Origin of the sequence: Thioalkalivibrio sp. ALE14 (assembly GCF_000376845.1) — a bacterium.
GTDB lineage: Bacteria > Pseudomonadota > Gammaproteobacteria > Ectothiorhodospirales > Ectothiorhodospiraceae > Thioalkalivibrio.
Genome location: NZ_AQXY01000029.1, coordinates 148,294 through 169,451 on the forward strand (window position 1 = coordinate 148,294; position 21,158 = coordinate 169,451).

Consider the following 21,158-nt stretch of genomic DNA (forward strand, 5'->3'; position numbering starts at 1 on the left):
CCTGATTATGTCGAATCGTTCCGGTTCTCGCCTCCACGCCGGGCCGATCACGCTCAAGTTTGCCTCGTCCGCGCCGATACCCGGATTAAATCCCCGGAGACCTCGCGATGCTCAGCCTCGACCTCATGCCGGCACCCGAACCGGCACGCAGCGAGAACCCCGCCTGGCTGGACGCCGGCTTCACGGCCGGCTGGCTCCCGGCCTTCCGCCACCGGCGCACCGGCGAGGTCCACGCCAGTCACCTGGAAGACGGGCGCCTGGCCTGCACCCATATCCTGGATACGGTCCCCACCCCCTGGGTCGCCGAACGCGACGACCAGGGCCGTCCCGGTGCACTGATCGCCGAAATCCAGGCCGGCTATCTCAGGGGCGATCGCTTCTTCACCCTCGCGGAACTGCTACGGTATCCATCCGACGCCTGAGACACGGTCATCAGCGCGCCGTCGAACCCCGCCGCAATTGCTTTTGCGCGCGGGTTTCGGTCCAATACCGGCCTTTTCCCCGAGCGGCGCTCCCATGCAGAAGAACCAGTACGATCGCGACGAACTCCTGGCCTGTGGCTACGGCAACATGTTCGGCCCGGGCAACGCCCAGTTGCCGGTCCCCAACATGCTGATGATGGACCGGGTCACGGAGATCAACAGCGACGGGGGCCAGTACGGCAAGGGTGAAATGATCGCCGAGCTGGATATCAACCCCGACCTCTGGTTTTTCGCCTGCCACTTTCCCGGCGACCCGGTGATGCCCGGCTGCCTCGGCCTCGACGCGATGTGGCAGCTGGTCGGTTTCTACCTGGCCTGGCTCGGCAACCCGGGCCGCGGCCGCGCCCTCGGCGTCGGCGAGGTCAAGTTCACCGGCCAGGTCCTGCCCACCGCGAAGAAGGTCACCTACCATATCGACATGAAACGGGTGATCTCGCGCAAGCTGGTCCTCGGCATCGGCGACGGCATCGTCAAGGTCGACGGCCGCCCGATCTACGAGGCCCACGACCTCCGCGTCGGCCTGTTCACCTCCACCGAAAACTTCTAGCCCGACCGGCTTTCGCCGCCGCTGGCTCGGGAGCCGGTTTTCTTCACCCTCGCACGTTTCCGTGCCTTCGACCTGCCGCCTCCCTTGTTGTGGCTGGTCCCGGTTAATCCTCCGGTGTTTGCGTGCTTTCGGTCCGGCGTCCCGCCCGGGAATGGCTGGACCTGGATCCGGCGTTCGTGTTTATGGTGGCTTTGCCCCGGCGTCCTGCCAGGCGCTCACTCGCGAGCGCGCCGCGAGTTACTTCTTTGCTTGTGCAAAGAAGTAACCAAGAAACACACCCGACTGTCGCGACCCCGGCCCGCTGCGCGGGCCGGGGTTTCCCTCGCTCCGAGGGCTTTCGCGGGCGGCGCCGAACTCGCTACGCCTTCGGCTCCGCTCAGACATGCGGCGCCTTGTTTCCCGCGAAAGCCCTCTCCACTCGGCGCGACAAACGGGGGCGCGAAGGTCAAGACAATTACAGGCCGAAAGGCAGTGCCTGTGGCCGTGAACCGGGTGTTCTGGCCTCATCGGCACGCTGGGCCTTTGGCCCTCGCGTGCCGCGCCCGCGTGGCGGGCGCCGGGGGGTGTTCTCGCCACCGGGGACGACTCTTGGGCACAAGGGTTCGGGCACCGCTGGTTTTGACCTTATCCCCCCGTTTATTCGCCCCTTGCGGAGGGCGTGGCAGGCCGGGAGAAGGCGCCGCATGTCTGAGCGAAGCCGAAGGCGCAGCGAGTTCGGCGCCGCCGGCCTGACGCGTCCTCCGCAAGGTTCCCGGGCGAATAGTCGGGTGCCCTTCTTTGGGTACTTTCTTGGGCAAGCAAGAAAGTACCTCGGGGTGCGCTGGCGAGTCAGCGCCGGGCAGTATGCGGGCCGAAGGCACGTAAACACCGAAGCCGAACCAGGACCAGCCACCACAAGGCAGGTGGCCGGGGCGAGGCCACCGCAAACACCGGATGACGAACGACGCCTAGCCACAGCAGGGCAGGTGGCCAGCCGAAGCCACTGCGTAAACCGGATGCAGAATCAAGGTCGTGGTAGGGCCGGACAGCTAGAACGCTCCACCGGCGGCAAAAAGGCGGAGTCACCCATCTACATTGGAGGACGCGCCGAAGGCATCGCGCATCCAGCCCCGAAGGGCGTCGAAGCCGTAGTCGGCGTGTTCGCCTGGCGGCTGCATGCCGGGAACGAAACCACGCTCGAGGAACGGCTCGAGTAGCGCGGGATCACCCGATATCACGTGCACCGGAACCGCCCAGCTCGTGTCCTGGCCAGTGACCAGGGCGGCCGGCTGATGATCGCCGAGCATGAAGAACAGCGTCTGGTCATCGACATGGCGCGCCGCATAGGCTCCGGTGACCTCCAGCGAATAGCGCACCGACTCCGCGTAGTACTCGCGCACCCGATCAAAGTCCCGCCACAAGCGCTCCGGGGGCGGCCCCTTCCCGGCCCATTCGTGAAACACCCCACCGTCGCCGATCGTGTCCCAGTCTTCCATCACGGGGAGGATCGGCGTCCACGGTGCATGCGAACTCACCAGCGCCAGCATGGCGAAGATCGGCGCATCGCTCGACGCCCGCACCTGTTCCTCGAAGAACGACCAGGTGTACTGGTCCGGCATCGTCACCCAGAAAAATGGTGGGCCCGCGTAGTCGAAGTCGTGCTTGTCGACGATCCGATCCCAGCCGAACCAGCGCCCCTCCGGCCAGTCGAGCTGGATCGCCGGGGCGAGCATGGCCGTCCGATGCCCGGTAGCCTGGAAGTCCTGTACGAGCGTATCACGCGGTTCGGCTTGTAGCGCGTCGTAATGCCCCGCGTACCGGACCTGCAGGCCGGACAGCAGCGAGGCGTGCGCCAGCCAGGACTGCCCACCGGCGATCGGGGCCTCCAGTACACCGGTCACCACGTGCAATCCAGCCGCCTCCAGGTCGTCGCCGACCTGGTCGAGGACGGGCACGATCACCGGCGCGTAGCGCTCGTCGAACACCGTGGAGACCCCGTAGGACTCCACCAGCCCCAGGATCACATCGATGCCATCGAGACCCGGGAACGGCCGCCCTTGGGCCTGCTCGCGGGTCGCCTCCAGCTGCGTACGAAAGCGCCGGTTCTCGGCAATGGCCGCCTGCCCCGCCATGACCTGCTGCTGAACCAGGCCAAAACCCGGCGCCGCCGTCGCCGGTGGGGCCACCCCGCGCATGGCGGCCAGCGTACCCGCCAGCCCCACAAGAAGCAGTCCGAGGGCCACGAATGACGGAACCCGGGGATGCCCGCGATGATCCGGCGCTGTTCTTGCGAGTGCGTGCAGCCCGCGGCTCGCACCCCAGACGACCGTTACCAGCCCCACTGCCAGCACCAGTCCCAGCAGCCCCGTGGTGAATGCCCCGAGATTGCCGGTCACCAGTCGGTACACCGCATCCAGCAGCACCCAGTCCTGCACCACATTCAACGGCCGGGTCAGGCTCGCGCGCGTCAGGGCATCGAACAACGCCAGGACCACCAGAGCCAGGAGTACTGCACCGATCAGCCAGGCCAGGCTCCGGGCGAGCCTTCCAGCCGGCAGCAGGGCGAACAGGCCAACCAGCAACACGGCCTCCCAGGCCAGCCCGTACGGGCCGAGCCCCGCATGGCGCGGGATCTCCAGGGCAAGCAGCACCGCATTCAGCGCAACCAGCGTCAGCAGCAGTCGGGTCATTCAGGCCCCGGGCTCAGTGTCGGGTCCGGCCGAAGGTCATGCGCTGCATCACCCCGTCACGGCGCACACGCCAGTGGTACAGCGCGGCCGCCACGTGTCCCACGACCAGGATCAAGGTCACCCTTCCCAGGGCCTGATGCCAGGCAAACAGGGTCTCCGAAAGCGCCTCGTTCTCCGGGAACAGCCCCGGAAGGATCAATGGCCCCAGCTGCACCGGATACCCCCCGGCCGCGGTTCCCCACCACCCGATCACCGGCATCGCGATCAGCAACACGTAGAGCAGCCCGTGCACCGCCTCCGACCCGACTCGCTGCCACCGGGCAAGGTCCACCGCATAGCCGGGCTTGCCGCGCCGGATCCGCAGTCCGATCCGCACCAGCATCAAGGCCAGGATCAGCACCCCGAAGCTCTTGTGCCAGGTGTAGATGGTGTTGGTCGTCGCCTCGCCGAAGCGCGCCTGCAGGCCCTCGAAGCCGAACCAGCCGATCGTCCCGCCAAGGCCCACTGCCCCCAGCACCAGCACCGCCACCAGCCAGTGCAACACCCGCTGCGCCAGGCCGTAGCGGGGCCAGACCATCGAATCGCTCTCGTTGCGCATCCCGAACCACCTCCTCGACCCGAATCACTTGGTACCCCCTCACCCTATCAAGCCGACTCGAACAGAGGGCTCGAGTACCCCCAGCGTCGTTATCCGAATATCCGATGCAACCCGGCCCCACGCTACTCTTATGCTAATGAATCATTCCATTGCAAGCGGACCACGCGGACCCGCGCCCCTCGATCCGGACCGTATCCGCTGCCTGACGTTCGACCTCGACGACACCCTGTGGCCGGTGATGCCGGTCATCCACCACGCCGAGGCGCGCTTCTATGCCTGGCTGCGCGAGCATGCCCCGGCGGTCTGCGAACGCTTTGATCCAGACGACCTGATCCAGGAGCGCACGGCATTCATGCGCGCGGCCCCCGACCACGAGCGCCACGACCTGACCCGCCTGCGCAAGCGCTGGCTGCGCGAACTGGCCGATTCCTGTGGCTGCTGTCCGGACCACCTTTCGAGCGAAGGCTTCCAGGTGTTCTGGGAGGCACGCAACGAGGTCACGCCCTATCCCGAAGCCGAAAGTGTGCTGACGACGCTGTCGCGTCACTTCCGCCTGGGCGCGATCAGCAACGGCAATGCCGATGTCTTCCGCACGCCCCTCGGGCAGTACTTCGACTTCGCCATCGCCGCCGGCGAAGCGGGTGCGGCCAAGCCCGATCCGCATATCTTCGACCAGGCCCGCAAGCATGCGGGGATGGCGCCCGACGCCATCCTGCACGTCGGGGACGACAGCACGGCGGACGTCCTCGGCGCGCTCCAGGCCGGCTTCCGCGCCGCCTGGTTCAACCCGCAATCTCTCCCCTGGGAACACGGTCACCCCCGCCCCTGCCTGACCCTCGGCCGCCTCGGCCAGCTACCCCGCCACCTCGGCATCGACACCTGACTCGGCGCACCACCACACCGGTGGGAGCCTGCTTGCAGGCGAAGCCCCCGCCCGCGTCCGACTCTGGCAGGGGCTTCGCCTGCAAGCAGGCTCCCACCGGGCAGAACCGATGAAGGGGCCCATCCCATGTTCCGGGATTGGCTTTGGTCCGCGATTCTTCCAAACTGCGCCCATGATCCCGACCACCTCCCCGCGTCCATGAAGCTCCTGTGCGTGGGCGATATCCATCTGGGCCGACAGCCCTCGCGCATCCCGCCCGCGGTGGACGAGGCGCTCGGCATCGCAAACCTCGGCCCGGCCGCTGCGTGGCGCCGCAGCGTCGACTACGCCGTCGAACAAGGCATCGACGCAGTGCTGCTGGCCGGCGACGTGGTCGAACAGGAGGACGACTTCTACGAGGCCTACCGCGACCTGAGGGCGGGTGTCGAACGCCTGACCGAGGCGGGCATCCGGGTCCTCGGTGTCGCCGGCAACCATGACGTCCAGGTCCTGCCACGACTGGCCGAATCCCTGCCGGCCTTCGAGCTGCTGGGGGCCGGCGGGCAGTGGGAAACCCGCGAGCTGCGCGGCCATGCTGAACAGCGCCTGCGGATTGCGGGCTGGTCGTTCCCCGAAGCGCGCGTAACCACCAGCCCGCTGGAAGGCGATTTTCCCGCCCCCACAGACTGCCCCACCGTCGGGCTGCTGCACTGCGACCGTGACCAGTCGCGCAGCCCGCACGCCCCCGTGCGCAGCAGCGACCTGGAAGCGGCCCCGGTCGAGGCCTGGCTGCTGGGCCATATCCACCGCCCCGATCCGCTCGCCGCGCCCCGCCCGATGGGCTATCTGGGCTCCCTGAGCGGCATGGACCCGGGCGAGCCCGGCCGCCATGGCCCATGGTGTCTCGAGATTACCCCGGGCGGCGACCTCGCGATCGCGCAGATTCCCCTGGCACCGTTGTACTGGCATACCCTCGAAATCGCCGTGGATGGCCTGCAGGAAGCGGCCGATATCCACCGGCGGGTGACCGAGGCCCTGGAAGCCCTCCATACCGAGCTGGAGACCTGGAGCCACAGACCTGCGGCCGTCGGCTGCCGCCTGCGCTTTACCGGGCGCAGCGATCAGCGCCACGCGCTGGAGCGCAGCCTGCACGCCGACGACCCGCGCACCACACCGCAGGACCTCGGCGGCCGTTTGTATTTCGTCCACGACTGGCGCCTGGAGGCCCTGCCCGCCCTGGATCTGGCGGAACTCGCCGCGGGCAGCGACCCCGCCGCCTTGCTGGCCCGCAAGCTCCAGTTGCTGCAAGGCCCGGACAACGCGGCCCGCCGCGAACTCCTGGACAAGGCCCGCGATCCGCTCGCCCAGATAATTCATGACCCGCGTTATCGCGCCCTCGCCCCCGACGTCCCGGATGACGAGGCGATCGCCCGCCACCTGGAAGCGGCCGCCCTGCACGCCCTTGACCAGCTGCTGCTCCAGCGCGAGCGCGAAGCGTGAGGGCCGCATGAGACTGGACTCACTGGATATCGTCCGCCTGCCGGGCATCCATCCGGGCTTCCGTCTGGATGCCCTGGGGCCGGGCGTGAACGTGGCGGTCGGACCCAACGCTTCGGGAAAATCGAGCCTTGTGCGCGCCTTGCGGGCCGTCCTGTATACCCAGGAACTGCGCCAGACCGGAGTCCAAATCGAGGCGACCTTCGTCGATGCCCAGGGCCCGTTGCAGGCCCATCGGCTGGGGACCGACCTGACCTGGTCGCGCAACGGCGAACGCGTCGAGGCGCCCCCGCTGCCGGATCATCGCTTCATCGACTGCTACACCCTGCGCATCGAGGACCTGCTGAACGCCGACCACGGCACCGAGCAGGAGATCGGCCTGCGCCTGGCCCGCGAGCTGGCCGGTGGCTACGACCTGCCCGCCTTGCGCGAAGACCTGACCCTGAAGTCGACCCATGCCCGTAGCGAGTCTCAGGCGCTGACGGCCGCGGAACAGGAACTGCGCGAACGCCGCCAGCAGCAACGCGGCCTGCAGCACGACGAACAGCGCCTGACCGAGCTGAAGGCGCAACGCCAGCAGACCCAGCGCGCCGCCCACGAGGCCGATCAGTACGAACGCGCCCTGGACCTGCTGGGGGCCCGACGCGAACACCGGGATCTGGAGACCCGGATGGCGGCCTTGCCTCCCGGTCTGGACCGGCTGCGCGGCGACGAACTGCAACGCCTCGCCCCGCTCCAGGACGAGTTGCGGCGCCTGGAACACGAACAACAACAGGCCCGTGAACGCCTGGAGGACGCCCGTCAGCGCCGCGAGGAAGCTGGCCTGGCGGACTCCGAGCTGCATACGGATTCCGTGGACGATCAACGCCCCGTGGCACGCAGGCTGCTGGAGCTGGAGAGGGGGCTGGAACAGGCGACGAGCGAGCTGCACGAGGCGCAGGCAACACTGCGCCAGGCAACCGAAGAACTGGGGGGCACGCCAGAGGCGGCTCCAGCCCTGGACCCCGCCACGCTCCACGGGGTGGAACAGTCCCTGGAGACCCTGCGCGGGCTGCAGGCCGGCATCACGCAACGGGAAGACGAACTCGCCTCCCTGCCTCCGACCGAGGACGCCCTGCCCACCCCCGACACACTGCGCCGCGGCCGCGACGAGCTGCTGCACTGGCTGGGGTCCCCGCGTCCCGCCCCCTGGACCGGCCTGCGCCGGGTCGCCGCCGGGATCGCCCTGCTCGCGGCGAGCGGCGCCATTGGCACCGCGGCGGTGCTGGTACACCCCGCCTTCGCCGTACTCGCGCTGCCGGTCGCCTGGGGCGCCTACATCGCCGCTCGCCCGGCGACCGACCGCATACCCCGCGAGGCGGCCAAGGCACGCTTCCGCGATACCGGTCTGGAGCCGCCCACGGACTGGGAGACCGACGCGGTCCGCGAGCGCCTGGCCCACCTGGAGCGCGACCTGGAAGCTGCGGAGGCCGCGCGACGAACGGCGGAGCGCCGCGCTCGACTCGAACGCGAACTGCAAGAGCGGCGCGCCGCCCGCGAGCAGGAACAGGAGCGCCTGAAGGATATTGCCCGGCAGGTCGGCTTCGACCCCGACTGCATCAATGCCTCGCTGCAGCGCTGGATCCACCTGACCGCGAATCATGACCGGGCCCGCCAGGCCGTTAGTGCGGCCCGGGCAGAGCAGGAGCGCCTGACAGCCGAGCTGGAGGCGACCCGGGCGCCCATCATGGCCTTTCTCGCCCAGTATTCATTGGTCCCCCAGGACCCCAACCCGTCGGCGGATGCCCTGGCTCAGCGCCTGGACCGTCTCGCCGCGCGACTGCAGGCACGGGACACCGCGCAGCGCGAGGAAAAGGCCGCCCAGCGCGAACTCGAACGCCTGCAAGCGGACACGAACCGCACGCGAGAGCAGATCGCCGCGCTGTACGCAGCCGCCGGCCTGGAGAATGGCGATGAATCGACCCTGCGCGAGAGGCTGCGGCTATGGCCCGACTGGCAGGAACTGAGCGTGCAACTGGGTAATGTGCGCGAACGCGAGCGCGAACGCCGCCGCCACCTCGAGGACCGCCCGGACCTGCTGGAGGCGGTCGAGGCCGATGCCGCGGAGCCCCTGGAATCGCAACTTCAGACCCTGCGCGACCAGGCGGGGGAACGCGACCGGCTGAGCGAGGAGGTCGCCCGCATCGAAGCGGCCATCGACCGCGCCGGCCATGAACGCCAGCTGGAATCGGCCCGCGCCCGCCGCGAACTCGCCCGCGACGCCCTGAGCGAGCGCCTCGACCAGGCCCTGTTTGCCACGGCCGGAAACTTTCTGCTGGACCAGGTCGAGATGGAACACGAACAGGCGGTGCAGCCTGCGGCCCTGCGTCAGGCCCGGGAGTGGTTCCAGCGCTTCACTCGCCATCAATACGAACTTCAGTTCTCGCCCCATGCCACGGCCCGATTCAGCGCCCGCGAGACCGCCAGCGGGGCGACCCGCGCGCTCACCGAACTCTCCAGCGGGACGCGGATGCAGCTTCTGCTCGCCGTACGCATCGCCTTTGCGCTGGAGGCCGAGCGCGGCCGCAGCGCGCTCCCGCTCATCCTCGACGAGGCGCTGGGCACGGCGGACCCGGACCGCTTCCGGGCGGTGGCCGAAAGCCTGCAAGCACTGGCCCACGAGGCCGGCCGCCAGGTCTTCTACCTGACCGCCCAGCCCGAAGATGCCCGTTACTGGCAGGCACAGGACTCCAGCGTCGAGATCATCGACCTGGCCGCACGCCGCTGGGGACAGCAAACGCTGGGGAGCCCCGAACAGCTGACCCTTCCGGAAACCGAACCGGTACCCGCCCCCGGCAACGATTCGCCCGAGGACTACGCCCAGCGGATCGGAGGCGTCCCGCTGATCGCCCCCTGGCAGGACCCGGCCGGTATCCATCTGTTTCACCTGCTGCGGGACCGTCTGGAGCTGTTGCAGCGCCTGCTGGAGCTGGGAGTGGATCGCCTGGGCGCGCTGGAGTCCCTGCTGCAAGGCCCCGCCGACTCCCTGCTGGACCACGCGGAACGCCAGATGCTTCAGGCCCGTAGCGAGGCCGCCCGCGCCTGGATTCGCGCCTGGCGCCAGGGTCGCGGCCGCCCGGTAGACCGCGCGGCCCTGGAGGCCTCCGAGGCCGTCAGTGCGACCTTCATCGACGCCGTCTCCGACCTGGCGAGCCAGCTGAATGGCGACGGCGAAAAGCTCCTTGCCGAACTGGAAAACGGTACGGTCAAGCGCTTCCAGAGCAGCGCCCGCGAACGGCTGTCCGAATGGCTCACCGACAACGGCTATATCGACCCGAACCCGGTCCTGACCGAAACCGAACTCGAACACCGCGCCATCGCGACCCTGAAACCACACCACACCACACCGGAGCAGGCCGTCACCGAAGGCCAGGCCCTGGCCCGCGCCCTGCAAGCCGGCTTGCACCCGCCCGCCTGAGTAGTGCAACGACGGAAGCCCGAAAACCGTTGACAGGAAGATACGAAGACTGGAAGTAAAATAATGGTGGTAGCGCTTGGAACCACCCGGTCATCCCATCAAGAACCTTCTTACGCTTCTTGTCTTCCTGTTGCCGGCCCCTGACCTTCAATGTGCGCTCGCCCCTGCGGCGATGTTTCGGTGCTATTGTGGAGAGACCACGCTTCGTGACCCCGCCTCGCTGGCGACACCCCGATGGAGACCCTGCTGCCCTATGGCCAAACCGAACTACCAATACGAAAAGCGCCAGCGCGAGCTGAAAAAAGCCGCCAAGCAGGAAGAAAAACGCCAGCAGAAACGGGCACGCAATCAGCCGGATGACCCATCCGGCGCCCCGGAGGACCCACCCCATGAAGAGCATGGATCGTAAGCGCGACAGCAAGAAGAAGGCCGAAAAGAACCTAAGGCAACACTGATCAATGTACACGTTCGCGCTCGAGTCGCTTTTGAGTGCGAACAAGGCGCGGTGACTGCCGTGCAGTCACTCTGCACAAGGGAGCCGCAACGCCGTGCGCGCTCAAAAGCGGCCGAGCCCCTTCGGGGTTGGTACCCCAGGTTCCCCGATTCTGCGTTGCACCGCTTGGCCGTAGGATGGCTACGGCTCTGCGCGGCGCGCCTTGTCTCGGAAAACCGGGGGCACCAACGCGAACGTGTACATTGATCAGTGTTGCCTTAATGGAGAAACGCACCGCCAAGGCGGAGAAGCGAAAGCCCAAGATCTTTCTGCCCTGACCCAACCGTTTTGGAACGCACGACGCCGGCCTCCGGGGTTCTCCCCGGGTCGGCGTCTTTCGTTTCACTAACCCCGTACCCGCTCATGAAAACCCCCAAGATGCTCCAGCCGCTGATCGAAGACGGCGTCATTGATACCGTCCTCGGGCAACTGCAAAGCGGCAAGGAGGCCAACATCTACCTCGTCCGCAGCGGGGGCGCGACACGCTGTGCCAAGGCATACAAGGAAGCCAAGCATCGCGGCTTCCACAAACTGGCCGAGTACCAGGAAGGCCGCAAGGTCCGCGGCAGCCGGGATGCGCGGGCCATGGCCCGACGGGGACGTCACGGCCGCGAGGTCGAGGAGACCCAGTGGAAGAACGCCGAGGTCGAGGCGCTCTACCGCCTGGCCGACGCGGGCGTGCGCGTGCCTGTCCCCTACGGCGTATTCGACCGCGTCCTGCTGATGGAACTGGTGCTGGACGCCGACGGAAACACCGCGCCCCAGCTGCACGAAGTCGAACTGGACCCCGAGACGGCGCGCGAGTGGTTCGTATTCATGATCCGCCAAATCCAGCGCATGCTGTGCGCCGGCCTGATCCATGGCGACCTCTCCGAGTACAACGTGCTGGTGGACGCGCACGGACCCGTCATCATCGACCTGCCCCAGGCCGTCGACGCCGCCGGCAACAACAACGCATTCCGCATGCTGCAGCGTGACGTGAACAACATGCGCGCAACCTTCGGCCGCGCGGACCCTGCGCTGCTGGAGACGCAGTACGCGCACGAGATGTGGGATCTGTTCGCCAACGGCGACCTGACTCCGGACACACCCCTGACCGGGCACTTCGAGCACAGCGAAGAGATCGCCGATGTCGATGGCGTGCTCGACGAGATCGAGGATGCGCGACTGGAACACGAGGCCTTGCTGGCCGCCCTCGACCCGACCCACCCCGACAACCAGTAAACGGCTGTCCGGGCGATCCTGCCTGGCCTGGCCTGGTCAGGATCGAAGCTCTTTGGCGGGGGCCCTTCGCCTGCAAGCAGGCTCCTACGAGGGCAAGACCCGGTAGGAGCCTGCTGGCAGGCGAACCATCCGGCGGCTCGGAAGCGCCCAGGGGGTTCTGGCCCGCGAAGGATGGGGCCAGTCAGAAGCCCGATTGCGCGTTACGCGCGGGCCGTGCCCGAGAGAAACGCGTCCACGCGGTCCAGGTCCTCGGGGGTATCGACGCCGGGCGGGTGCGCCTCGGTCCTCCTCCCCACCTGAATCCAGGCGCCCATTGCCAGAGCCCGCAGCTGTTCCAGTTGCTCGAGCTGTTCCAAGGCGGCGGGCGGCTCGGCACTCATGCGGCGCAGGAACCCGGCACGATAGGCATACAGGCCCAGGTGGCGGGTCGCCTGCTCCACTGCGGGTGTCTGCCCGGCGCGATGGGCCTCGCGATCCCAAGGGATGGGGGCGCGGGAGAAGTACAGGGCCCGTCCGTTGCGGTCGGTCACCAGCTTGACCTGATTGGGATCGGCCAGATCCTGCGCGCAGCGGATCGGCACGCCGAGGGTGGCCATATCCGCCTGCGGAGTCTGCTCCAGCAGGGCCGCCAGGTCGTCCAGCAACGGGCCTGGCGTCAGCGGTTCATCTCCCTGCAGATTGACCACGATCGACTCGTCGCCCCAGCCCTCGGCCGCGGCGACCGCGGCGATACGGTCGGTGCCCGAGGGGAGCGCGGGATCGGTCAGGAAGGCCTCGGCCCCGCACTGGCGGGCCACGTCGAGGATGCGCTCGTCATCCCCGGCCACGATCACCCGTCGCGCGGCGCTCTCCTGCGCCCGACTGATGACGTGGGCGATCAGCGGGCGCCCGGCCACCGCGGCGAGCGGCTTGTCCGGCAGGCGGCTGGAGGCCATGCGGGCCGGGATAACGACGACGAAGCCCGTCATGCGGCGACTCAGGCCGCGCGCCAGCGTTCCTTCTCGTCCTCGGAGAGGGCCCGCGCCTCGTCCTCGAGCATCACCGGGATGTCATCGCGGATCGGATAGGCGAGACCGGCGGAGACGGAGATCAGCTCCTGGTTCTCGCGATCGTACTTGAGCGGCCCCTTGGTGACCGGGCAGACCAGAATATCGAGCAGACGCTTGTCCATGCATTACCCCAGGTGTTTGAGCCGACTGATGGTCTCCAGACGCGCGAGCAGCGCCGGCTCGAAAGTGGTTGGCAACCGGGCCGCGATCGGCCAGTACCAGTGATTGTCCTGCGCAAACGACCGGCATTTTACGGCATCCTTCTCCGTCATCAGAACCGGCAGTTCATCGTCGAACCGGATCTGGTGCGGCAGGAAGCGATGATGGTCCGGGAACGGATGCCGAATGATACCGATCTTCGCGGCCTCCAGGGTACGGAAGAAGCGCTCCGGGTCCGCGATGCCCGCAATGGCGTGGGCATCGCGCCGGGCAAAGCGGTGGGGCTTGCGCGCCTCCTCCGCCCCGTCGACCCGCTGCAGGCGACTGGCGGGGACCAGCTCCATCGCGATCTCGCCGGGCTCCGGCTCGCCACCGGTCACGATCACGAAGTCGGCCCGCTCGCGCGCCCGCTTGGGCTCCCGCAGCGGCCCCGCCGGCAGGCAGAGCCCGTTGCCGAAGCGGCGCTTGCCGTCGACCATCAGGATGGTGATGTCGCGCGGCAGGCGGTGATGCTGCATGCCGTCGTCGGCGATCACCACATCCACGCCCTGATCCGTCAGGGCCCGCGCACCACGGACCCGGTCACGGTCCACCTGAACCGGCACGCCGGTGCGCCGCGCGATCAGCAGCGGCTCGTCGCCCACCACGACCGGGTCGGAATCGGCCGTCACGGCGATCCCGGCGACGTCCCCACGACCGCCATAGCCGCGACTGACGATCCCCGGGCGGTAGCCGGCTGCGCGCAGGCGCTTGGCCAGCCAGACCGTCATCGGGGTCTTCCCGCTGCCCCCCAGCGTCAGATTGCCCACCACGATCACGGCCCTGGCGGGGATGGTGATCTCGCGGCGCATTTGCTCCTGGCGCTGGCGATTCCACTCCGCCAGGCCGGCATACACGAGCGACAGGGGGAACATGGCGGCCGCGAACGGGCCGCGCTGGCTCCACTGATCCCAAAGCCGGGCCCCCAGCCATGCCTGTAGCGAACCCATGACTACCAGTCCCAGACCTGCTGCAGTACGGCGTCAAAATTTGCATCCACCTGGCGCCGCTCGTCCCAGAAGCGCCGGCGTGCCGCATCCCCCTGCTGGCGTCGCGCCGCCGGGTCATCGCGCAGGCCCTGCCAGGCCTCCAGTACCGCGCCAGGTTCGCCCAGCAGCGGACAGGGCACCGCTGCGGCCGTCGTCTCGCCCAGACTCACCGCGGCGCCGCCGGCCAGGCCCTGCCACAGGGCCTGACGATCCGGCGTGGCCAGATGCACCGCATGGGCCGCGCTGGCCGCGGCGGCAAACCAGCGCCGGTCGTCCAGGTGCAAAATGGTTCCGGGCGCCAGCGCCGAACGGTCCCATTGCGACACCGCCAGATCGGCAGCGGCCAGTCCGCCGTCGTCCGTCTCCCCGTGCTGACTGGCCAGCAGGATATCGGTCCGTCCCCAGCCGGAGGCCTCCCAGGCCGCTCGCCACGCCGGCCACTGATCCTTCGTGCCATGCCACCACCACAGGCGCTCCACCTCGCCCCCGACCAGCGAGCGCAGGACCACATCCGCCTGGGCCTCGACGAAGCGCGCCTGCGGATCGGCTGGCACCAGCGCCTCGGCGTACGCATTTTCAGGCCACGTCGCCGCGGCACCGGTGTCGACCGGCCAGTAGCGAACCACCGGGGGCACAGTCCGCACCGGCGGGGCCGTATTGACGGCAATCACCGGCGTCTCGGCCGCCTGCAGCAGATTCGCCGGGGCCTGACCGCCGGCCAGCAGGATGCCGTGGGGCTGGAAGCGCTGAAGCACCCGACGCACCACCCGCGGGCGATCGCAGGGGCCATAGCCCACGCCCACCTTGCGAAAAGGCTGCATATGGCGCTCGAAGAGTTCCGGGTAGTCCTGCTCGAAGGTCAGGACAATGCGCACATCGTGGCGCTTGTCGCGTACCGCGCCGAGAAATTCGATCCCCAGGCGCACGTCCTCGGGGCTGCCTCCGGCCTTGATCCAGATCAGCCGCCCGCGATCCTCCGGCGGCGTGAGAAACCCCCGCCGGGCCCGCGCCCGGCTGCCATCGCCCCGCCGGTAGTCCCGCCAGGTCGCACGCCAGACCGGGAACGGGCGATCCCCGTACCCCCTGACATCAAGCCCCATCCCCCGCCTCCTCGCGGAACTGGAGCCGGTGCAGATGCGTGTACACCCCGCCACGGGCAATCAGTTCATCGTGGCGGCCGCTCTCTACAACCCGGCCGTTATCCATCACCAGGATGCGGTCGGCGCCTTCGACGGTGGACAGACGGTGGGCAATCACCAGCGTCGTGCGGGTACTCACCAGCGCCTCCAGTGCGGCCTGCACCTGGCGCTCGGACTCGTTGTCCAGCGCCGAGGTCGCCTCGTCCAGGATCAGGATCGGGGCATCCCGCAGCAGCGCGCGGGCGATCGCCAGGCGCTGGCGCTGTCCACCGGAGAGCCGGGTTCCGTTTTCGCCCACCAGGGTCTGCATCCCCTGCGGCAGCCGGTCGATGAACTCCAGCGCATGCGCTGCACGCGCCGCCTCGCGGATCTCCGCCTCGGTGGCCTCCGGCCGCCCGTAGGCGATATTGGCCGCGACGCTATCCGCGAACAGCGTGACATTCTGGCCGACATAAGCGATCTGTCGCCTCAGATCGCGCAGGCGGATGGTCTCGAGGTCGTGGCCATCCAGCAGGATGCGCCCCTCGGTGGGGTGGTAGAAACGCGGCAGCAGGTTGACCAGCGTGGTCTTGCCACTGCCCGAGCGCCCCACCAGGGCCACGTTCTCGCCCGGCTTCACCTCGAAGGAGATGGCCTTCAGCACGTCCGGGCCCTCCGGACCGTAGCGAAACGCCACGTCCTCGAAGGCCAGCTGCCCCTCGGCCCGGTCCAGCGGTACATGCCCGGTATCGCGCTCCGGGGTCTCGTCCAGCACCGCGAAGATGTTCTGCCCCGCCGCGATACCGCGCTGCAGGGTCGCATTGATCATCGACAGCCGGCGGATCGGGCTCAACAGGAGCAGCATGGCGGTCAGGAACGAGACGAAGGTACCGGCCGTGACGGTGTCGTCGCCGAAATCCGAGGTCGCGACCCAGATCACGAAGGCCAGAACCGCCGCCACCAGGAACTGGATGGTCGGGGTATACGCGGCCTTGATGCCTTCCATGCGCATGTGCAGCCGGCGGTTACGCTCGTTGATATCCTCGAAACGCCCGCGCTCGTAGGTCTCGCCGCCGAAGATACGCACCACCCGGTGCCCCTCGATCACCTCCTGCGTCACATGGGTCACGTCGCCCATGTTGTACTGCAGGCGGTGCGAGATGCGCCGGAAGTGCTTGGTCACCACTCGCACCAGGATCGCCATCAACGGCGCGATGATCAGGATGGTGAGCGTCAGGGTCGGCGTCAGCCAGAACATCCACGCCAGCAGCGCGATGATCGTGAGCGTGTCCCGGACCAGGGTGCTGAATCCGTCGGTCGCGGCCGTGGCCACCTGCTCGACGTTGTAGGTCACCCGCGAGATCAGTTCGCCGCTGCTCTGCTCCTGGAAGCGCTGCACCGGCATGTGCAGCAGGCGCTCGAACAACTCCTCGCGCAGGCGCTTCACTACCTGCCGCCCGACGTAGCGCATCGCGTAAACGGAGCCGAACTCGGCCACGCCCCGGATCAGGAACAGCCCGATCAGCGCGACCGGGATCCACGGCACCATCGGATGTGATTCACCCTCGGCGAAGGATTCGTCCATCAGCGGCTTCATCAGCGCGGCGAAGCCGGCCTCGGTGGCCGCCATGCCCAGCATCGCGACTGTGGCGATCGCCAGCAGTGGCCAGTACACAAAGGCGTAGCTCAGCAGGCGGCGATAGACCGTCCAGCCCGAATCGAAGTGCTGCGGGTGCTGCTCCTCAGTCGTCATCGGCGGCTTCACCCAGGGTGGCGATGGAGACCGAGGTGATGCCCAGGCGGCCGACCACGTCCAGCACGCGCACCACGGACTGGTGGCTGGCATTGGCGTCGGCGCGGATCAGGACCGGATCGTCCTCGCGGCCCTCGCGGGCCTCGGACAGCACACGCTCCAGGGTCTCGGCGCGGCGATTGATCAGCTCCTGGCCGTTGATGAAGTAGTTGCCGTTGGCATCCACGATTATGTCGATCCACGCGCGCTCAACGGCCTCGGCCTCGCGGTCGGCCGAAGGCAGGGTCAGCTCGATGTCCGCGTGCTGGTCGAAGGTCGTGGAGACCATGAAGAAGATCAGCAGCAGGAAGACGACATCGATCAGTGGCGTCAGGTTGACGCCGGGTTCTTCCTGGCGGCGGGGCGTGCGGAAGTTCACGCCTTCGCCCCGCCCTCGGCCGCGCCGGCCTCGCGCTCGCCGTGGATCACCTCGACCAGCTTGGTGGCCTCCTGCTCCATCTCCAGCACCAGCTCGTCGATATGCCCGCGGAAGTAGCGATGGAAGGCGAGTGCCGGAATGGCCACGCCGATGCCGGTGGCGGTGGTGATCAGGGCCTGGGAGATGCCCCCGGCCAGATCACGCGGGCTGCCGACGCCGATCTCGGTGATCACGGTAAACACCTCGATCATGCCGACCACGGTGCCCAGCAGGCCCAGCAGCGGGGTGATCATCGCGATCGTGCCCAGGGTATTCATGTAGCGCTCGAGTTCGTGGGCCACGCGGCGGCCGGCCTCCTCGATGCTCTCCTGGGTAATCTGACGGGCGCGGTCGTGGGTCGCCAGGCCCGCGGCCAGGATCGCGCCCAGCGGAGAACCGGCGCGCAGGCGCTGGATGTCGTCCAGCTTCAGCCCCTGGGTACGCATCTGCTCCCACACCGAGGTCAGCAGCCGCGGCGGCACCACGCGCGAACGGCGCAGCGTCCACAGCCGCTCCAGGACGATGGCGACGGCCAGTACGGAACACAGCAGGATCGGCAGCATCAGCCACCCGCCCGCTTGTACGATCTCCAGCATGCAATTCCCCTCGGATATCGGTGCGCCTCAGGCGCGCCGGAATACGGCCATGGATTCCACGTGTGCGGTGTGCGGGAACATGTCCATGATCCCCGCCCGCTCCAGGCGATAGCCATGATGATGCACCAGGCGCTCGGCGTCACGGGCGAGCGTGGCCGGGTTGCAGGACACGTAGACCATGCGCTCGATGCGCTGCGGCGCCAGGGCCTCGATCACCGCGGCCGCGCCCGTACGCGGCGGGTCCAGCAGCACTCGGTCATAGCGCTCGCCCAGCCAGCCCGCATTCTTCAGCGCCTCGATGTCGTCCAGATCGGCGCGCTCGTAGCAGGTGTTGGCGATGCCCTGATCACGGGCGTTCGCACGCGCCCGCGCCAGCATCGCGTCGTCCACCTCGACGCCGACAACTTCGCCCTCGGTCACGGTCCGTGCCAGCGGCAGGGTGAAGTTGCCCAGCCCGCAGAACAGGTCCAACACGCGCTGTCCCGGTTGCAGGTCCAGCGCCTCCAGGGCCTGCGGCACCATCTGGCGGTTGATCTGGGCGTGCACCTGGATGAAATCGGTGGGCATAAACGGCACCGACACGCCGTAGTCCGGGTGGCGATAGACCAGCGGCTCGATCGGCCCGGCCAGCGGCTCCACCGTCTCCGGCCCGCCCGGCTGCAGGTACACCTGGATGCCCTCGGCCTCGGCCCAGTCGGACAGGCGCCGGGTATCCGCCTCGGACAACGGATCAAGATTGCGGAAGATCAACGCCACGCGTTCGTCGTCATCCACCGCGACCTCGATCTGCGGCAGGCGGTCGCGCGCCTCGAGCCCGTCCAACAGCTCGCGCAGCGCCCGGATGCGTTGGCCGACCGCCGGGTGCAACACCTCGCAGTGGTCCATCTCGGCCAGGTAGGGGCTGCCGCGCTCGCGGAAGCCGACCAGTACCCCGCCCTTTTTCGGCACGTATTTCGCGCCCAGGCGCGCGGTGCGGCGATAGCCCTGGGTGTCGGCGGTCAGCAGCTCGAAGCGCGCCTCCGGCGTCACGTGGCCGATGCGTTCCAGCGCATCGAACAGGGCCTGTTCCTTGATGGCCCGCTGGGTCTCGATGGAGGCGTGCTGCAGCTTGCAGCCGCCGCACAGGCCGAAGAACTCGCAGGGCGGCTCGACCCGGCCCGGGGCCGGCTCCAGCACCTCGACCACCTCGGCGCTGTCGAATCGGCGCTTGCGACCGGTCTGCACCGCCATCACGCGCTCGCCCTTCAGCGCGCCGTGGATGAAGCAGGCCTTGCCATCGCGGCGGATCACGCCCTGGCCGTCCAGGGTGACCTCCTCGATCGTGGCCTCGAACGGGGTCTTGTCGATGCGTGCCATCAGTCCGCGCGACCGGCCGGCTGCCAGGCGTCGAGGAATTCCCGGTGGTGGGCCGCACCCGAGCCGTCCAGGTATTCGGCCAGTTGCTGTTGCCGGCTGGCCAGGGCGGCGTCGGTCAGGTTGCCGCGCATGTACTCGAAGCGCAGCCAGACCAGATAGGTGTTGAGCACGTCGTGCTCGACGTAGTCGTGGATCTCGGCCTGACGCCCGTCGCGCCAGGCCGGCCAGACCTTGGAGCCGTCCATGCCCAGCTTGCCGGGGAAGCCGAGCAGGCTCGCCATCATGTCCAGGCTGGTGACCGCGCGGCCCTGGAATCCGGCCAGCACGTCCATCAGGTCCACATGCCGCCAGTGGAAGCGCGACAGGTAGTTGTTGTAGCGAAACTCGCGGTCGTCGTCGCCCTGCTCCCAGTAGCGCGGGGCCTGCACGCCGTTGACCAGGGCACGGTAGTGCAGCACCGGCAGGTCGAAGCCGCCGCCGTTCCAGCTGACGAGCGTCGGGGTGCGCTTGTCGATCACGTCGAAGAACTGGCGCAGAAGTTCCACCTCGGTCGGCGCCTGACCATCCTCGCCCTCGCGGCCGAAGGCGGAGAGCTTCAGGGCATCGCCACCCTGATAGAGCACACCGATGGACACGATGCGATGCAGCGGATGCTTGAGAAAATCGGAGCCTGTCTGGGCACGGCGCAGCGCAAACATCGCCTCGGCGACCTCGTGATCGCTCAGGCCCTCGAAGTCGTGCAGGCGCCGCGCGCCCTCGATGTCCGGGACGGTCTCGAGATCGAAGATCAGGACCGGGGCGCTCATGACGGGAACACGCCGGTGGAGATGTAGCGGTCGCCGCGGTCACAGATGATCGCGACGAACGTCCCGCCCTCGGTCTCGGCCGCCAGCTTCAGGGCCGCGGCCACCGAACCGCCGGAAGAGACCCCGGCGAAGATGCCCTCCTCGGCGGCCAGCCGGCGCATGGTGTCCTCGGCCTCCTCCTGGGTCACGTCCACGGTCTGGTCGACCCGCGAGGCCTCGAAGATGGTCGGCAGGTAGGCCTCCGGCCAGCGTCGAATGCCGGGGATGGAGGAGCCTTCAGTCGGCTGCACGCCGACGATCTGCACCTCCGGGTCGCGTTCCTTGAGATAGCGCGACACGCCCATGATGGTCCCGGTGGTCCCCATCGCAGAGACGAAGTGGGTGACCGTGCCCTCGGTGTCGCGCCAGATCTCCGGACCGGTGCCGAGGTAGTGGGCATCCGGGTTGTCCGGGTTGCCGAACTGGTTCAGCACCCGCCCCTTGCCCTCGGCTTCCATGCGGTCCGCCAGGTCGCGCGCGCCCTCCATGCTCTCCTCGCGCGAGACCAGCACCAGCTCGGCGCCGAAGGCCTTCATCGAGGCGCGGCGCTCGGCCGACATGTTGTCCGGCATCACCAGGATCATCCGGTAGCCCTTCATCGCCGCGACCATCGCCAGCGCAATGCCGGTGTTGCCGCTGGTGGCCTCGATCAGGGTGTCGCCAGGCTGGATGTCGCCACGGCGCTCGGCCGCCTGGATCATGTTCAGCGCGGGCCGGTCCTTGACCGAACCGGCGGGGTTGTTGCCCTCGAGCTTGACCAGCACGGTGGACGGCAGATCCGCCGCCATGCGCTGCAGGCGCACCAGCGGCGTGTTGCCGACGAAGTGCTCGAGGGTCGGGAAGGATTCCGGATGCAGTCGTTTCTTCATGCGCGCAGAGTATAACGACCGGGCCCCGTCCCTGCCCACGCGCCTCTCACTGCCGCACGAGGCTCCCCGGCACTGAGAGCCGTCCATTCACCGCCATGG

General features: G+C 68.3%; 19 protein-coding genes. 7 read left to right on the forward strand and 12 right to left on the reverse strand.

The genetic code is table 11. The annotated features are described in order from the left end of the window. The first annotated feature begins 107 nt into the window (after positions 1-107). On the forward strand, positions 108-422 hold the full coding sequence (locus F572_RS0110170; protein ID WP_017942329.1) for a hypothetical protein: 315 nt from the start codon (positions 108-110) through the stop codon (positions 420-422). A gap of 94 nt (positions 423-516) precedes the next feature. Beyond that, positions 517-1,029 (forward strand): 3-hydroxyacyl-[acyl-carrier-protein] dehydratase FabA, encoded by a 513-nt coding sequence (gene fabA / locus F572_RS0110175; RefSeq protein WP_017942328.1) that lies wholly within the window; start codon positions 517-519, stop codon positions 1,027-1,029. Between the two features lie 1,061 nt (positions 1,030-2,090). Here fabA and F572_RS0110180 read toward each other — a convergent pair. Then, positions 2,091-3,698 (reverse strand): hypothetical protein, encoded by a 1,608-nt coding sequence (locus F572_RS0110180; RefSeq protein WP_017942327.1) that lies wholly within the window; start codon positions 3,696-3,698, stop codon positions 2,091-2,093. 13 nt (positions 3,699-3,711) lie between these two features. Beyond that, positions 3,712-4,296 carry a cytochrome b gene (locus tag F572_RS0110185; RefSeq protein ID WP_017942326.1) on the reverse strand — a complete coding sequence of 195 codons (585 nt, stop codon included), beginning with the start codon at positions 4,294-4,296 and terminating at the stop codon, positions 3,712-3,714. Between the two features lie 136 nt (positions 4,297-4,432). Here F572_RS0110185 and F572_RS0110190 point away from each other — a divergent pair, with 136 nt between their 5' ends. The 5 genes from F572_RS0110190 to F572_RS0110210 all read left to right on the forward strand — a co-directional run bounded on the left by F572_RS0110190 (position 4,433) and on the right by F572_RS0110210 (position 11,829). Beyond that, complete coding sequence (locus F572_RS0110190; RefSeq protein ID WP_017942325.1) at positions 4,433-5,179, forward strand: HAD family hydrolase; 747 nt, start codon at positions 4,433-4,435, stop codon at positions 5,177-5,179. A 198-nt stretch (positions 5,180-5,377) separates the two neighbouring features. Further along, positions 5,378-6,658 carry a metallophosphoesterase gene (locus tag F572_RS0110195; RefSeq protein ID WP_017942324.1) on the forward strand — a complete coding sequence of 427 codons (1,281 nt, stop codon included), beginning with the start codon at positions 5,378-5,380 and terminating at the stop codon, positions 6,656-6,658. Positions 6,659-6,665: 7 nt separating this feature from the next. Next, positions 6,666-10,112, forward strand: a complete 3,447-nt coding sequence (locus F572_RS0110200) for an ATP-binding protein (RefSeq protein WP_017942323.1) — start codon at positions 6,666-6,668, stop codon at positions 10,110-10,112. A 253-nt stretch (positions 10,113-10,365) separates the two neighbouring features. After that, positions 10,366-10,521: a hypothetical protein gene (locus tag F572_RS15800; protein ID WP_017942322.1), complete on the forward strand. Its 156-nt coding sequence runs from the start codon at positions 10,366-10,368 to the stop codon at positions 10,519-10,521. Positions 10,522-10,968: 447 nt separating this feature from the next. Continuing rightward, positions 10,969-11,829 (forward strand): PA4780 family RIO1-like protein kinase, encoded by an 861-nt coding sequence (locus F572_RS0110210; protein ID WP_026143069.1) that lies wholly within the window; start codon positions 10,969-10,971, stop codon positions 11,827-11,829. A 200-nt stretch (positions 11,830-12,029) separates the two neighbouring features. Here the strand turns inward: F572_RS0110210 and kdsB are convergent, their stop codons facing one another. From kdsB to cysM, 10 genes are read right to left on the reverse strand one after another with little or no spacing between them, the layout of a single operon-like run. After that, positions 12,030-12,797, reverse strand: coding sequence for a 3-deoxy-manno-octulosonate cytidylyltransferase (gene kdsB / locus F572_RS0110215; protein WP_017942320.1), 768 nt, complete (start codon positions 12,795-12,797; stop codon positions 12,030-12,032). Positions 12,798-12,805: 8 nt separating this feature from the next. After that, positions 12,806-13,000, reverse strand: a complete 195-nt coding sequence (locus F572_RS0110220; protein WP_017942319.1) for a Trm112 family protein — start codon at positions 12,998-13,000, stop codon at positions 12,806-12,808. Between the two features lie 3 nt (positions 13,001-13,003). Beyond that, positions 13,004-14,026: a tetraacyldisaccharide 4'-kinase gene (gene lpxK, locus F572_RS0110225; RefSeq protein ID WP_018158455.1), complete on the reverse strand. Its 1,023-nt coding sequence runs from the start codon at positions 14,024-14,026 to the stop codon at positions 13,004-13,006. Positions 14,027-14,028: 2 nt separating this feature from the next. Continuing rightward, positions 14,029-15,165 carry a glycosyltransferase N-terminal domain-containing protein gene (locus tag F572_RS0110230; protein ID WP_017942317.1) on the reverse strand — a complete coding sequence of 379 codons (1,137 nt, stop codon included), beginning with the start codon at positions 15,163-15,165 and terminating at the stop codon, positions 14,029-14,031. Then, positions 15,155-16,936 carry a lipid A export permease/ATP-binding protein MsbA gene (gene msbA / locus F572_RS0110235; RefSeq protein WP_017942316.1) on the reverse strand — a complete coding sequence of 594 codons (1,782 nt, stop codon included), beginning with the start codon at positions 16,934-16,936 and terminating at the stop codon, positions 15,155-15,157. Before msbA ends, F572_RS0110230 begins: the two co-directional genes overlap by 11 nt. Further along, positions 16,926-17,354, reverse strand: coding sequence for a biopolymer transporter ExbD (locus F572_RS0110240; RefSeq protein WP_017942315.1), 429 nt, complete (start codon positions 17,352-17,354; stop codon positions 16,926-16,928). The genes msbA and F572_RS0110240 overlap by 11 nt, the downstream gene beginning before the upstream one ends. Next, a complete protein-coding gene (locus tag F572_RS0110245; protein ID WP_017942314.1) occupies positions 17,351-17,989 on the reverse strand; it encodes a MotA/TolQ/ExbB proton channel family protein in 639 nt (212 codons plus the stop codon). The genes F572_RS0110240 and F572_RS0110245 overlap by 4 nt, the downstream gene beginning before the upstream one ends. A gap of 27 nt (positions 17,990-18,016) precedes the next feature. Beyond that, positions 18,017-19,345, reverse strand: coding sequence for a 23S rRNA (uracil(1939)-C(5))-methyltransferase RlmD (gene rlmD / locus F572_RS0110250; RefSeq protein WP_017942313.1), 1,329 nt, complete (start codon positions 19,343-19,345; stop codon positions 18,017-18,019). Continuing rightward, complete coding sequence (locus F572_RS0110255; RefSeq protein WP_017942312.1) at positions 19,345-20,151, reverse strand: 3'-5' exonuclease; 807 nt, start codon at positions 20,149-20,151, stop codon at positions 19,345-19,347. The genes rlmD and F572_RS0110255 overlap by 1 nt, the downstream gene beginning before the upstream one ends. Continuing rightward, complete coding sequence (gene cysM / locus F572_RS0110260; protein ID WP_017942311.1) at positions 20,148-21,059, reverse strand: cysteine synthase CysM; 912 nt, start codon at positions 21,057-21,059, stop codon at positions 20,148-20,150. The genes F572_RS0110255 and cysM overlap by 4 nt, the downstream gene beginning before the upstream one ends. Between the last annotated feature and the right edge of the window lie 99 nt (positions 21,060-21,158).

Coding starts and splice junctions, on each gene's coding strand:
- F572_RS0110170 (WP_017942329.1), top strand. CDS start 108: ATGCTCAGCCTCGACCTCATGCCGGCACCCGAACCGGCACGCAGCGAG.
- fabA (WP_017942328.1), top strand. CDS start 517: ATGCAGAAGAACCAGTACGATCGCGACGAACTCCTGGCCTGTGGCTAC.
- F572_RS0110180 (WP_017942327.1), bottom strand. CDS start 3,698: ATGACCCGACTGCTGCTGACGCTGGTTGCGCTGAATGCGGTGCTGCTT.
- F572_RS0110185 (WP_017942326.1), bottom strand. CDS start 4,296: ATGCGCAACGAGAGCGATTCGATGGTCTGGCCCCGCTACGGCCTGGCG.
- F572_RS0110190 (WP_017942325.1), top strand. CDS start 4,433: ATGAATCATTCCATTGCAAGCGGACCACGCGGACCCGCGCCCCTCGAT.
- F572_RS0110195 (WP_017942324.1), top strand. CDS start 5,378: ATGAAGCTCCTGTGCGTGGGCGATATCCATCTGGGCCGACAGCCCTCG.
- F572_RS0110200 (WP_017942323.1), top strand. CDS start 6,666: ATGAGACTGGACTCACTGGATATCGTCCGCCTGCCGGGCATCCATCCG.
- F572_RS15800 (WP_017942322.1), top strand. CDS start 10,366: ATGGCCAAACCGAACTACCAATACGAAAAGCGCCAGCGCGAGCTGAAA.
- F572_RS0110210 (WP_026143069.1), top strand. CDS start 10,969: ATGAAAACCCCCAAGATGCTCCAGCCGCTGATCGAAGACGGCGTCATT.
- kdsB (WP_017942320.1), bottom strand. CDS start 12,797: ATGACGGGCTTCGTCGTCGTTATCCCGGCCCGCATGGCCTCCAGCCGC.
- F572_RS0110220 (WP_017942319.1), bottom strand. CDS start 13,000: ATGGACAAGCGTCTGCTCGATATTCTGGTCTGCCCGGTCACCAAGGGG.
- lpxK (WP_018158455.1), bottom strand. CDS start 14,026: ATGGGTTCGCTACAGGCATGGCTGGGGGCCCGGCTTTGGGATCAGTGG.
- F572_RS0110230 (WP_017942317.1), bottom strand. CDS start 15,165: ATGGGGCTTGATGTCAGGGGGTACGGGGATCGCCCGTTCCCGGTCTGG.
- msbA (WP_017942316.1), bottom strand. CDS start 16,936: ATGACGACTGAGGAGCAGCACCCGCAGCACTTCGATTCGGGCTGGACG.
- F572_RS0110245 (WP_017942314.1), bottom strand. CDS start 17,989: ATGCTGGAGATCGTACAAGCGGGCGGGTGGCTGATGCTGCCGATCCTG.
- rlmD (WP_017942313.1), bottom strand. CDS start 19,345: ATGGCACGCATCGACAAGACCCCGTTCGAGGCCACGATCGAGGAGGTC.
- F572_RS0110255 (WP_017942312.1), bottom strand. CDS start 20,151: ATGAGCGCCCCGGTCCTGATCTTCGATCTCGAGACCGTCCCGGACATC.
- cysM (WP_017942311.1), bottom strand. CDS start 21,059: ATGAAGAAACGACTGCATCCGGAATCCTTCCCGACCCTCGAGCACTTC.